Source organism: Anabaena sp. UHCC 0451, from assembly GCF_034931405.1.
Taxonomy (GTDB): Bacteria; Cyanobacteriota; Cyanobacteriia; order Cyanobacteriales; family Nostocaceae; genus RDYJ01.
On the sequence record NZ_JAYGHA010000023.1, the window covers coordinates 38,601 to 52,252 of the forward strand.

The following is a 13,652-nucleotide window of genomic DNA, read 5'->3' on the forward strand; positions in this document are numbered from 1 at the left end:
AAAAAAGATATTACAAGCAATTACCCGGACATGATCTAAAATCTAAAATCTAAAATCTAAAATCTAAAATTCAAATGCGGATATTTCTCAGCACTGGCGAGGTTTCTGGAGATTTGCAGGGGGCGTTGTTAATCACGGCGCTTCAGCGTCAAGCTACGGATGCAGGATATAAATTAGAGATTGTGGCATTGGGTGGCGATAAAATGGCCGCCGTAGGGGCGACGATTTTGGGCGATACTAGCGGTATCGGTTCGATGGGCATAATTGAAGCATTGCCGTATTTTATACCTACTATCCAGGTACAACGGCGAGCGATCGCTTACCTCAAGCAAAATCCTCCTGACTTGGTAGTGCTGATTGATTATATGACTCCTAACATCGGTATTGGTAGTTATATGTCTGAGCATTTTCCCGATGTACCTGTGGTATATTACATCGCTCCCCAAGAGTGGGTATGGTCAACAAGTTTTGAGAGAACAAAACGAATTGTTAGCTTTACAGATAAGCTATTGGCAATTTTTCCCGAAGAAGCTCGTTATTATCAGGAGAAAGGGGCTAAAGTTAGTTGGGTTGGTCATCCTTTAGTTGATAGGATGGCTAATGCACCAAGTCGGGAAGTAGCACGAAAAAGCTTAGGAATTAAACCAGAACAAATTGCAATTTCTCTTTTACCTGCTTCTCGTGGTCAAGAGTTAAAATATCTATTACCAGTAATTTTTCAAGCGGCTCAAAATATACAATCTAAATTACCAAAAGTACATTTTTGGATTCCTCTATCTTTGGAAATATTTAGAGATAAAATCGAAAAAGGTATTCAAGATTATGGTTTACAAGCAACAATAGTATCAGGTCAACAACAGGAAGTTTTAGCAGCGGCTGATGTTGCAATTACTAAATCTGGAACGGTTAATTTAGAGTTAGCTTTGTTAAATGTACCGCAAGTTGTTGTTTATCGTCTCAGTCCTTTTACCGCTTGGGTAGCACGTAAAATTCTTAAAGGTTCAATTCCCTTTGCTTCACCTGTAAATTTAGTTGTGATGCGGGAAATTGTCCCAGAATTTTTACAGGAACAAGCAACAGCAGAAAATATTACTCAAGCTGCAATGGAATTATTATTAAATCCTGAAAAGAGACAAAAGACGTTAGCAGATTATCAAGAAATGCGGCAATGTTTAGGAGAATTGGGAGTGTGCGATCGCGCTGCTAAGGAAATTTTAGAAATGCGGTGATTGGTGATTGGTGATTGGTGATTGGTGATTGGTGATTGGTGATAATATTTATTATATTGTTCCCTATTCCCTATTCCCTATTCCCTATTCCCTATTCCCTATTCCCTAATCCCTAATCCCTAATCCCTATTCCCTATTCCCTAATTAATATGACTCGCTTTATACATGATCAGTTTGCTAAACAATATCTGACTGAACTTTTAACACCTTATGGTCAAGTAGAAACCAGCAAAGATATTACAGCAGAAGTTAGACAAATTGATGTATTATTTATCCCATCACCCCAAGCAGTAGAAAATCTAGAAACACTGGGACTGCTAGGAAAAATGGCAGCAAATTATGCTATATTTGAACCATTCCGCAATGCCCGTCAGCAAAAGTGAAATTCGCAGCTGCATGGGTAAATTATTTGATATTCATGCAGACCTAGAGCGTCAATCTAACCGCAATAATACCACCATTAATGAAGCAAAATTACCCCGTTTGTGGATTTTTCTCCCACGACATCAGCGGAACTTATAGCAAGCTTTAATACTACTGTAGATGAAAAAAACTGGGGTAAAGGGATTTATTTTTTGGGAGAAAGCTTAAAAACTGTAATTATTGCTATTCATCAACTACCCAGTACACCAGAAACCCTGTTTCTCAGGATATTAGGTAAAGGGAAAGTACAAAGACAAGCAGTGGAAGAATTAGAAGCACTAGCTAACAACAGTCCGTTTCTTTCAGATATCATAAAATTAGTAAATGACCTGATTGCTGTTTTATCCGCACGTCAACGTCAAGAGCAAGATATAGATAAAGATGACCAGGAGTTGATTATGAAATTATCGGAAATTTATCAACAACAATTAGAAGAATTGAAAAAACAAGAACGACAAGAAGGAATTCAGCAAGGACTTCAACAAGGAATAGAAGAAGGGGAAAAAATAGGAATTGGTAGGGGTATAGAAAGAGAAAGACGCGCAATGATTGAGAGTATTCTACAAGTGCGTTTTAGTGGAATTGATGCAGAATTAGCAACAATTATTGAGAAATTAATTCTCATGAGTCGAGAAGAATTTACTCCTCTGTTATTGCAATTATCCCGTGAGGAATTAATAGCTAGATTTGCCGAATAATTAATATAAAAAAAGAAGTTCGTAGGGGTTTAGCACTGCTAAACCAGTACAATTTATGTTGATAACCAATAACTGATAAATACTGAGAAATGATGAAAAAAAGACCTATAGCAGTTGATTTATTTGCAGGTGCGGGAGGGATGACCCTTGGTTTTGAACAAGCTGGTTTTGATGTTCTTGGTGCTGTAGAATTAGACCCTATTCATTGTGCAGTTCATAAATTTAACTTTCCTTTTTGGAAGGTGTTATGTAAAAGTGTAGAAGATATAACAGGGTTAGAAATTAGAAATAGTAGCGAAATTGATAATCAAGAAATTGATGTTGTTTTTGGTGGTCCACCCTGTCAAGGTTTTTCATTAATTGGTAAACGTTCTTTTGATGATCCGAGAAATTCTTTAGTTTTTCATTTTATTAGGTTGGTTTTAGAATTACAACCTAAATTTTTTGTAATGGAAAATGTCAAAGGAATGACTGTAGGTAAACATAAAGAATTTATTGCAGAAATAATTGAGAAGTTTGAAAATAATGGTTACAAAATCAATCATAATTATCAAGTTTTAAATGCTGCTAATTATGGAGTTCCTCAAAATAGAGAAAGATTATTTTTACTCGGTTGTCGTCAAGATTTAGAATTACCAAATTATCCAGCTAAAATCACCCATCCAACTAAATCAAAAACATCTGCAAAACTACCAGCAACACCTACAGTTTTAGAAGCATTGCAAGATTTACCAACAATAGAAAATTATCCAGAATTATATCACCAAGATTGGGTTGTAGCTGATTTTGGGAAACCTAGTAATTACGGTATGCAAATGCGTAATCTTTGCGTAGAAAAAACCAATTATTCATATTCACGTAAATTTGATAATAACATCCTCACATCCAGTTTAAGAACAAAACATAATCCTGAATCTATTGAAAGATTTGCGTCAACACCACATGGTAAAAATGAACCAATAAGCCGTTTTTATAAACTTGATCCGGAAGGGTTATGTAATACACTCAGAGCAGGTACAGCTAATAATAAAGGTGCTTTTACCTCTCCTCGTCCCATACATCCTTTTATTCCCAGATGTATTACTGTTAGGGAAGCTGCGCGGTTACATTCTTATCCTGACTGGTTTAGATTTCATCCCACAAAATGGCATGGTTTTAGACAAATTGGTAATTCTGTTCCTCCACTTTTAGCGCAAGCTGTAGCAGCAGAAATTATTAAGGTTTTAAATGTGGAAACTGCTCAACCCAAAGGAGTTAAAATTTCGGATGAACTCAGTTTATTAACACTTGATATGTCAGAAGCAGCTAAATATTTTGGAGTTAACCCTCATGTTATAGAACCTAGAACTAGAAAAAAATGAATATTTAGATCATGCTACGAATCATGCTAGTAAACAAAAATTATTTATTACTAAGGAACAACCATAGTGAAAGAAGGTTTATACAACTCTGTTATTATCGGAATTTTCCAACGTTATTACAAAACTGGATTAGAATATTTTGAATTTAACCGTAATGAACTTCCTGAAATTGCTAAAGAGTTAGGTATTCAATCAGCTAAAAATCTAGGAGATATTCTCTATGCTTTTAGATTCAGAAAACCACTGCCTAAAGGGCGAGTATGAATTTAGACTTTTCAAACACCCTCTTATTGCTATGTTTGAACTGACAATATATGAAGGTGAAGTAAAAATTGTCCAAGAGAAACATTATAAACTTGTTACAGCAGATCAAATTTCTGAAAACGATTTACAAAATTATAGGAATTACACATAATCATGACTGTAACCAAACCTTTATCACTAACACTAGAACAGTTTCTGAAATTACCAGAAACTAAACCCCAAAATGAGTATATCAACGGCGAAATTATCCAAAAACCAATGCCAAAAACTCGCCATTCTCGACTTCAGGGTAAAATAATTAATATCGTAAATCAAGTTACCGAAACAAATAAAATTGCTTATGCTTTTCCAGAGTTACGCTGCACATTTGGAGGTAGATCAATTATACCAGATGTGGCAGTTATTCGCTGGGAAAATATCGCATTTGATGAGAATGGTGAACCTGTAGATGATGTTTTAATAGCACCAGATTGGACTATAGAAATTCTGTCCCCAGAAAAAAGTTCTAATAGAGTGACTGGCAATATTTTACATTGTATTAAATATGGTTGTAAATTAGGATGGTTAATTGATCCAGATGATCGTTCGATTTTGATTTTTCAACCGCAAAAAGAACCAGAATTAAAATATGGAAAAGATGATTTAATTATATTAAATGGAATCGGATTAAATTTGACAGTAGAAGAAGTATTTGGCTGGTTAAAAATGAGTTAATTAGTCATATCTCCGACTTCTTGCAAAAGTCATGTATCCTGTAGGTTGCATTCTAACTCATGAATTATTACATAAGTTAAGATATAAGATTAACAGTGAAGATTTCGGAACAGCAACGTTTTCATCACACTTAAAATTATGAATATTTATCAATCTCATCCTTGGCCATCCACCGTTGAGGAAGCTATAGCTATTCAAGAAACCCTAAGAAATCAAGTTATTACCACAGATCAACTCAACACACCTATTCAATATGTTGCAGGTGTAGATATGGGTTTTCTCGAAGATGGTAAAATGAGTCGTGCAGCAGTAGCAGTGCTGAGTTTTCCTGATTTACAAGTTGTGGAAACCAGTTTAGCATACCGTCCTACAACGTTTCCTTATATACCTGGATTTTTATCTTTTCGGGAAATACCCGCTATTCTTGATGCTTTAGAAAAGATTAAAACTATACCTGATATAATTTTGTGTGATGGTCAAGGAATTGCTCATCCTCGGAGATTAGGAATAGCTTGCCATTTAGGTGTTCTAGTAGATATACCAACAATAGGTGTAGCGAAATCATTACTTATTGGCAAACATGAAGAATTACCAGAAGCTAGAGGTAGTTGGCAACCATTAATACATAAAAATGAAACCGTTGGCGCAGTTTTACGGAGTCGTAGCGGAGTCAAACCTTTATATATTTCCAGTGGCCATCGTATTAGCTTACCGACAGCAATTGACTATGTATTACGCTGCACACCAAAATATCGGTTGCCAGAAACTACACGTATTGCTGATAAACTAGCATCGGATAGATAAAGTCTAGATTTTGCCAATTATTTTTTAACTTTGATTTTCAAGACTTGCTAAATAACTACTAATCATGTTAGGAATCGCACAGCATAAAGTTGAATTGATTAAATATTAAAGTTCTCTAAAAACAATGAATGTACTAACTTTACAGTGGCATGAGGCTAGTATAACTAGAACTCAACAAATTTATGAACAACAGTACAGCAAAAATCCTGGTACTTGCCGCATTGGTCGTGATCCATTGCGGTGTGACATTGTTTTAACTCACCCGACTGTATCCGGGTTACACATTGAAATATTTTTTGATTCTCAACAGCAACGTTTTTATATTAGAAATTTACGCGAACCAAACCCCCCGCAAATAGATGGTAAACCATTGATAAAAGGAGAAATATCTTTAAGTGAAGGAAGCATTATTTATTTAGGACAACAACAACTCCAAGTTACTGCTATTTCTGTTGATAGTATTCCCGCTACTATCATAGTCCAACCACCATTGCAATCAGTACATAACCACCATAAACAGTCAATTCCGACACAACCAAATCCGGTTTATGCTTTAGAGTGTCCGAAATGTCATAAAATGTCGCCACCAGAAAATCTACAAATAGGTTGTCCTTGGTGTGGTACATCTTTAGCAGCGGCTGTCAGCGTCCTATTAGCACCAAGTCATTAGGTGTTAGGTGTTAACAATTAGGAAGATGGGGAGAATAATTAATAACAAATGACAAACTTACAAATTCAATTAAGTTGGGAAGATCCAGCAACGGGAGAACGTCGAGAACCTAAGTTAAATGTCCCTATTGCTTTTGGTCGAGAATTTGCAAAGTTACCAGTAGAAATTAGGGGTCAACGTGTTTCACGAATACTGCTAAATAGTAGTGAAGTTTCTCGCTATCATGCTTTAATTGATTGGGAACAAGATTGGGAACAAAATAATTTTGTTATTATTGATCAAAACAGTGTTAATGGTATTTTAGTTAATGGTCAACGTCAAACACGCTGTCAGTTAGCTAATGGGGATACTTTGCAAATTGGACCTTATATTATAACTGTGCAGTTTGGTATTAATACTGTAATTCCTACTCCTAATAATCCTTCGACTATTCAATTCAATCCCAATACAAATCACCCAGATCCGAATTTATCTCCAGTTGCTTCTGTCACACCTTTAGGAAGTAATTTTCCACCGTCTGAATTTCAGAAAAACAAAGTTGATTTACAGGCTATTCATGCGACTGGTTTACCTGTTGATGAATGTGATTATTTAGCAATTGGGGCTGGTTTAGGTAGTTTTATTTGGGTTGATTTATTAAGAATTAGTGGTATTAAAGCCGAGAAAATTATTGCTGTGGGATTAGAAGCAGAACCTTATGCAAGATATAAGCGCCTGTGTTTAAATTCCCAAATTCCTTTACATGAAAGGTTGCGTTCTAATTCTGATTCTTGTCCTGATAATATTTGGGGTTGGCCTAGTTATGCTTTAAGAGAATATTGGCATGATTTAAGTCAAGGTAAGATAAATTCAGCATTTAAATATTTATGGCAAGTTTTTAATGAACCAACTTTTGCGGAAACTTATACTCCTCGTGCTGGAAATGTTTTTGATTCTATAGATAGGGAAACTAAACGTATTGGTTGGAATCAAATTTATCGTTATGGTAGAGTTAGATCAATTAGAAAAACTGAAGATGGTAGATATTGTATTGCTTATTCTCGCAGTCCGGGAAATTATGCTTTTTTAGTTTGTCGTTATTTACATTTAGCTACGGGATATCCAGCGATTCAGTTTTTGCCAGATTTACAAGCTTATCGGGAAAAATATCAAGATTTTAAGTCTGTGGTCAATGCCTATGAAGACCATAATCATGTATATGAACAGTTAGAAAAACAAGGTGGTACGGTTTTAATTAGAGGACGGGGTATTGTAGCTTCACGGATTTTACAACGCATTTATGAAGCGAGAAAGCAAAATCGTAATATTACAGTTTTGCATTTAATGCGATCGCCCAAACCCCAAGGTAACAAATTTCAAAAAGCACAACGCACCGTCAAAAATCATTACGAGTTTCAACCCTTTAACTGGCCTAAAGCCTGTTGGGGTGGTGAACTCCGAGTGATGTTAGAAAAAGCTACCCCAGAAGAACGTCAACGTTTATTAGCAGACTGGGGTGGAACTACTACCGCAGATCGTGTAGACTGGCAACGTATCACTGAAGAAGGTATTAAAGAAGGTTGGTATCAAATTACTTTTGGTCAAGTTGTTGGTGTAGAAAGAGATGCACAAAATCACACTATTACCCACATCCAAGAAAAAGGTTTTGGGGAAATGAAATTAACTGCCGATTTTATTATTGATGCTACCGGACTTGATGCCAAGGTAAATGCTAATCCCCTATTAGAAGATTTGGTAACACATTACAATTTGCCTTTGAATCATTTAGAGCGTTTAGTAGTAGCAAACAATTTTGAATTAGTTGAAATGCGTAATACTAAAGGTCAAATGTATGCAGCCGGGGCAATAACTTTAGGTGGTTCTTATGCAGCAGTTGATAGTTTTTTGGGTTTACAATACACGGCTTTAGTTGCTGTTGATGGGCTATATACTGCCCGTGCGCCTGGAGTTGGAAGTTTGAATACTTTTAGTTCTTTAAATCAGTGGATAAAATGGGTTTTCAATCAGTCACCTTAGTAGGCAAAAGGCAAGAGGCAAAAGGCAAAAGTTATGAATTTTGAATTTATTTTTCCCCAATTACCCATTACCCAGTCCCCAGTCCCCAGTCCCCAGTCCCCAGTCCCCAGTCCCCAATTACCAATCTATTCTGCTGCTAATCGTAAAGCGGGATAGGGGAAAAGAGTTTTAAATCCTGCAAGACGGTCTTTTAATGACTCTGAAGAATTATTCCAAAGAGTTTCATAATAAAAGAACACTACACCTAAACCTCGCTGTTGGGCTGCTCGCACTTGAGATTTAATTTGTCGCATTGGTACTTGGCTAGTTCTTAATCCTGCCATTATTCCCACTCCAGTGGGAATTCGTTGTTGTACTTCTTGCATTTCTGGACGAACAAGTTTAGTGGTAAAGCTTTCTAGATTATTGCGATAAACTTGTACAATTAATTCATCTACTATGTTTAATCTTACCCAATTTAGCCAGTCTTGTAATTGTAGTTTGTAAGCAAAATCGTAGTAATTAGGTGAAACTGAAAAAATTGCTTTTGGTCTTATTTGCTTAATTCTTTGGTTGAGTCTGACCATGAAATCTGTGATTTTATTTGCCCTCCATCTTACCCATTCTGGGTCTTGAGAATCTGCTGGGGGATTTTTTTTGGTTTCTTGCCGGTATAAAGCAACTGTATATTTATCGTAGCCAAATTCATGAGGTAAACTTGTATGATCATCAAACTGGATACCATCAATATCATAGTTACTGGCGAGTTCTACAAGCAGATCAGTAATAAACTGTTGTACTTCTGGATGGAAGGGATTTAACCATGAAACTTCACCAGCAGCACTAATAGAAGTTTCCCCACCGTTGCGCTTTTGTGTTAACCATTCCGGCTTATTTAATGCTAGTTCCGAAGTTGGAGGAGCCATAAAACCAAATTCAAACCAAGGAACGACAAGTAAATTTTGACGATGAGCTTGATTAATTACGTCGGCAAGAATATCATGTCCATCTGAACCACGAAACACAAAAGGTTGAATATCTAAACGTTTAGCTACGTTGCTAGGATACATTACATAACCAGAATTCCACACTACGGGATAGATGGTGTTGAAGTTTAGCTGACGCAGTTTTGTGACAGCATCGTTAACTTTGGCTCGATCTTTAAAGATGTTTAGATCATTGTTAGTGATCCACACACCGCGAATTTCTTGACGAGGTATTTGGGCGTTAACTGGTGTAAATGTATTTGTGAATAAGACTGTGACAAAGGAAATTAAAAACAACAACGGCAACAGTCTTTTAAATAATTTATGATGCCAATTCATTGTTTGCCTATGCTGCCAGCCTGAAGAAAAAAGATTTAATTTCATCATTTGGTAAGATGTATTAATTAACCATTTATGCAGCCGCATAATATTTTGATTGTATCTACGAGTAATATTATCTAAAAACATTAGGAACTATGAGTTGGTAGTTGTGTAGTCAAGGCGGCGCATTGTCTTTTGCTGGAAAATTAATCCCCGCTGATTGAGTAAAATTATAATAGTTGACGTGCCTACTTAAAACTAGTGCCAGGGTAGACTATAATTTCTCTAGATTAAAATAATTCATATTTCAAATGTATAAATTAAAAACTCCAGCCCCCAGCAAAACGACTTTGTTCAATTTTGACCTTAGAGTATGAATTTAGACTTTTCAAACACCCTCTTAGCCTTAGTTACAGAAATTCCTGACTTTTAGGAAAAAAAGATAAAAAAGATACCATATAATAGTGTAACAGTATATAGAATATTGTAAAGATATAAATTACACTACTGTTTAAGATGCAAACTGTGAAACCCTCCTCAAAGTTGTCTGTAGCGCCAAAAGTATGCCAGCCTTTAAAAATTGTCGCTTTGGGAGATAGTTTAGTATATGGATACGGCGATCCAGAAAAAGGCGGTTGGGTGGAACAACTGCGTCGGTGGTGGATGTTACCGGATAGTGTGGGTCATGTGCTTTATAATTTAGGTGTAAGGGGCGATCGCACTCAGCAAGTTTACCAACGTTTAGAAATTGAATTTCGTCACCGGGGAGAAATCAGAAACCGTTTACCAGACCTCATCATTTTATCCATCGGAGTCAACGACACACCCCGCTTAGGCCGTCCCAACGGCAAAAATTATACCGATTTTGCTCAATTTGAAGCAGAAATAGCTACATTATTAGACCAAGCACAACAACTTTGTCCTGTGGTTTTTGTGGGTATGGTTCCTGTAGATGAAACCAAAATGCCATTTCTCGATTGTTTATATTACAATCATGCTGACCAATACCGCTACAAAGAAGCAACCCGTCAAGCTTGTAACCAAAGACAAATTCCCTACTTAGATATTTTTGACCAATGGATGTCACATAGTGAAACTTGGAGAAGTGAACGCATCACCGCAGATGGACTTCACCCCAATACTCTCGGTTATCAAGATTTATTAGAAGCTGTCCTCAACTGGACAGAAATAGCTAAATATCATTGTCAATTAGATTATCAACTTAAATTAGAAAACACTTAATATATAGAATCCTGACTTCTTAAATAAGTCGGGTATCTATCTTATAGCCGTTCTCATGTTAGTGAAGTACAAAGTTTTTTCGTTTTAGGGAACAGGGAACAGGGAATAAATTGGTGTGTACTTCATTAGACTGGGAAACGCTATAAATCAACAAATTCATGATTTTATAAAAAATCTGACTCCTGAATTCTTGAATTTTTATGACTCCAACTTTATTTGGTCGTTGGCAAACTCGATTATTACTATTAGCAACTGTTGGTGTATTAGTATCCATACCTTTTGCTATTGGTTTAATAGGTTTGGGTGCTAATAGCGTTTATTTTTGGATACTTGCTTATGTTGCTATTTTTGGTTTAGTTTGGGATGTTGTTTATAACTATCTGCAAAAATCACGCTGGGATAGGGACTGGCCAGCAGCTTATCAGCTTTTGGCGGGTATCTGGGAAATGATATTTGTGTTTTGTGGAGTTAAAATTTTTGGTTTTTTGCCTATACCTCTACCGAAAAATGAACTACCAATAGAGGCGTTTTTTTTACATTATTCTTTAGTTTGGTTGGCGGTTTTTATTAGTTCGCAAAGTTTAATGAGAATTATTTTTCCTCGGTGGCGTTTTCGTGGTGGACAGTGGTTTTAAAAGATAGAGATTTTTTATCAGGCAGAGACACAGAGACGCAGAGGAGTACGCAAAGTTTAATGGTTAAATGTTTATGTGGGTTATCTAAAATTTTAGGTTCTTCGGTACTTGTTATGCTAAACTATTAACCTGGTTGTGCCACATTTAGGGCAGGTAGCAAACGACTTTTCTTGTTCAATTTGTAAAATCATCCCAATTCCAGTGTGAAGGCGATGTGATATAACTTTTACACCACTCAAATCCAGAATCTCTGTTAGAATTTTAATATCTTTTTTACCAGTCATAACTTTAAGTTTATCTAAAAATAATTTGGATTGTATTTATAGTTAATAATAAATGCTCGTTATATGTCAACCCCTACGATACTTTTAATCATTTATTGATACATTTTTAAATATTATTTAGTGAATATATCTAATATTTTGGCATAATTGGCATAACAAGTACCGAAGAGCCATAATTCTTTAGTCATAGTCTAGTATTCTATGCTTGTATAAGTCAATATAGCAGAAGAAATGCGAGAAGCAGCGTTAGGAAGATCAAACTTTAACCAGTCCCCAATCTCCAGTAAGTATTAATGCTTAAAAATAGGGTGTTTCTACGGCAACAATGCAGCAAAAAACACAATAAATCCTGAAATCTATATAAATTAATGCTTTCATCTATCCACTTCTGGCTACAACACCTTAGAATGATTCATTGAAAAGTCGAGCCAATCTGATTTACAGCGGTTTTGAGTGTAAATACTCTGAAGGGACGATTTTTGTAATTCTGCCAACAGAGATTTCCGTGAAGATGGAACAAAGTACATCTTGAACAAATCTCAAGTAAACCTCAAGGAGACTGATATGAACAAAGGCGAATTAATTGATCATATTGCTGAAAAAACTAATGTTACCAAGAAACAGGTTGACCAAGTTTTGAGTGCTGCCATAGACACTATTATCGAGGCTGTGGCCTCTGGTGATAAAGTCACTCTGGTAGGTTTTGGTTCTTTTGAATCACGGGAACGCAAAGCTCGTGAAGGTCGCAATCCCAAAACCAATGAAAAAATGGAAATCCCAGCTACCAAGGTTCCCGCCTTCTCTGCTGGGAAACTATTTAGAGAAAGGGTAGCACCCCCAAAAGAGTAAGTTCTGTTCTAGGGAGTCTATTTTTGATGCGACAACAGGCACACGGGGGAAATTTGGCTTGGGCAGCGGCATTAGCTGGTTGTTCCCCGGATGCTATTGTCGATTTTTCTGCCAGCATTAGCCCCTTGGGACCGCCAAACAGCGTTATTGCTGCGATTATGTCCCAACTTGGTAATTTGAAACACTATCCAGACCCAGATTATAGTGAACTAAAACTAGCTCTGGGTCACTTTCATCAACTACCATCTGACTGGATTTTGCCTGGTAATGGTTCAGCAGAATTACTGACTTTACTAGGTAGGGAATTAGCGCAATTAGTGGCAACTGTTTTACTTACTCCAGCTTTTGGCGACTATTACCGCACCCTAGCGGCTTATAACGCTAAAGTGCTGGAGTTTCCTGTGGATTTGGGGACTGGGGACTGGGGACTGGGAAAAATTTATTCCTCATTTTCCTCAGATACCCCGTCTAAAAATTGTGGTTTGCTGCTAAATAATCCGCACAACCCGACGGGGAAGCTATTTTCACGGGAGGATATTTTGCCCTACCTGGAAGATTTTGCTTTGGTGGTGGTGGATGAAGCGTTTATGGATTTTCTGCCTCCTGAACAGGAACAGAGCCTAATTGGGTTGGTACAGGAATATGAGAATTTAGTGATATTGCGATCGCTCACCAAGTTTTACAGTCTACCGGGGTTAAGGTTAGGATATGCGATCGCTCACCCTCACCGTTTGGCTAAATGGCAATCATGGCGAGACCCTTGGCCTGTAAATACCCTAGCTGCGGCCGCAGCCATAGCAGCACTCCAAGATACAGACTTTCAACAACTCACCTGGAAATGGCTACCACAGGCACGAAATCAACTATTTCAGGGTTTATCTTCAATTAATGGATTACGACCCCTAGAAGGCGCTGTTAACTACTTACTGGTAGAGTCCAAACAGTCTACATCTGAGTTACAAACAAAATTACTCCAACAGCACCAGATTTTAATTCGTGATTGTCTTAGCTTTAAAGAATTAGGCGATCGCTTTTTCCGCGTCGCTGTCCGTTCAGAAGCTGACAACCAACGCTTACTCATAGCCTTGAAGTCAGTTATCAGGTGACAGGTGACAGGTGACAGGTGACAGGTGACAGTATATATTTTTCTGTTCTCTGTTCCCTGTTCCCTGTTCCC

Annotated in this window: 12 protein-coding genes and 1 pseudogene; 12 read left to right on the forward strand and 1 reads right to left on the reverse strand. The window is 36.9% G+C overall.

Features of this window, described 5'->3' with window-relative positions; genetic code table 11:
* Positions 1-74 precede the first annotated feature (74 nt).
* The 8 genes and pseudogenes from lpxB to VB694_RS16680 all read left to right on the forward strand — a co-directional run bounded on the left by lpxB (position 75) and on the right by VB694_RS16680 (position 8,179).
* Positions 75-1,229 carry a lipid-A-disaccharide synthase gene (lpxB, locus tag VB694_RS16645; protein ID WP_323361449.1) on the forward strand — a complete coding sequence of 385 codons (1,155 nt, stop codon included), beginning with the start codon at positions 75-77 and terminating at the stop codon, positions 1,227-1,229.
* Between the two features lie 149 nt (positions 1,230-1,378).
* Positions 1,379-2,350, forward strand: a pseudogene (locus VB694_RS16650) (hypothetical protein).
* Between the two features lie 89 nt (positions 2,351-2,439).
* On the forward strand, positions 2,440-3,711 hold the full coding sequence (locus VB694_RS16655) for a DNA cytosine methyltransferase (protein ID WP_323361450.1): 1,272 nt from the start codon (positions 2,440-2,442) through the stop codon (positions 3,709-3,711).
* 66 nt (positions 3,712-3,777) lie between these two features.
* Positions 3,778-3,975, forward strand: coding sequence for a hypothetical protein (locus tag VB694_RS16660; RefSeq protein WP_323361451.1), 198 nt, complete (start codon positions 3,778-3,780; stop codon positions 3,973-3,975).
* 153 nt (positions 3,976-4,128) lie between these two features.
* On the forward strand, positions 4,129-4,689 hold the full coding sequence (locus VB694_RS16665) for a Uma2 family endonuclease (RefSeq protein WP_323361452.1): 561 nt from the start codon (positions 4,129-4,131) through the stop codon (positions 4,687-4,689).
* Between the two features lie 138 nt (positions 4,690-4,827).
* The gene (gene nfi / locus VB694_RS16670) at positions 4,828-5,493 is read left to right on the forward strand and encodes a deoxyribonuclease V (RefSeq protein ID WP_323361453.1); all 666 of its coding nucleotides are present in this window, start codon (positions 4,828-4,830) and stop codon (positions 5,491-5,493) included.
* A 124-nt stretch (positions 5,494-5,617) separates the two neighbouring features.
* Positions 5,618-6,163, forward strand: coding sequence for an FHA domain-containing protein (locus VB694_RS16675; protein WP_323361454.1), 546 nt, complete (start codon positions 5,618-5,620; stop codon positions 6,161-6,163).
* Positions 6,164-6,211: 48 nt separating this feature from the next.
* Positions 6,212-8,179 carry an FHA domain-containing protein gene (locus tag VB694_RS16680; protein WP_323361455.1) on the forward strand — a complete coding sequence of 656 codons (1,968 nt, stop codon included), beginning with the start codon at positions 6,212-6,214 and terminating at the stop codon, positions 8,177-8,179.
* Between the two features lie 125 nt (positions 8,180-8,304).
* Here the strand turns inward: VB694_RS16680 and VB694_RS16685 are convergent, their stop codons facing one another.
* Positions 8,305-9,528 carry a glycoside hydrolase family 10 protein gene (locus VB694_RS16685; RefSeq protein ID WP_323361496.1) on the reverse strand — a complete coding sequence of 408 codons (1,224 nt, stop codon included), beginning with the start codon at positions 9,526-9,528 and terminating at the stop codon, positions 8,305-8,307.
* Positions 9,529-9,981: 453 nt separating this feature from the next.
* On the opposite strand from VB694_RS16685, the gene VB694_RS16690 reads away from it, so the two are divergent.
* From VB694_RS16690 to cobD, 4 genes are all read left to right on the forward strand, one after another.
* Entirely contained in the window at positions 9,982-10,707 is a 726-nt protein-coding gene (locus tag VB694_RS16690) for a GDSL-type esterase/lipase family protein (protein ID WP_323361456.1), read from the forward strand.
* 200 nt (positions 10,708-10,907) lie between these two features.
* Positions 10,908-11,342: a hypothetical protein gene (locus VB694_RS16695; protein ID WP_323361457.1), complete on the forward strand. Its 435-nt coding sequence runs from the start codon at positions 10,908-10,910 to the stop codon at positions 11,340-11,342.
* A gap of 848 nt (positions 11,343-12,190) precedes the next feature.
* The gene (locus VB694_RS16700; protein WP_323361458.1) at positions 12,191-12,475 is read left to right on the forward strand and encodes an HU family DNA-binding protein; all 285 of its coding nucleotides are present in this window, start codon (positions 12,191-12,193) and stop codon (positions 12,473-12,475) included.
* Positions 12,476-12,501: 26 nt separating this feature from the next.
* Positions 12,502-13,581, forward strand: a complete 1,080-nt coding sequence (gene cobD / locus VB694_RS16705; RefSeq protein ID WP_323361459.1) for a threonine-phosphate decarboxylase CobD — start codon at positions 12,502-12,504, stop codon at positions 13,579-13,581.
* The last annotated feature ends 71 nt before the right edge of the window (positions 13,582-13,652 follow it).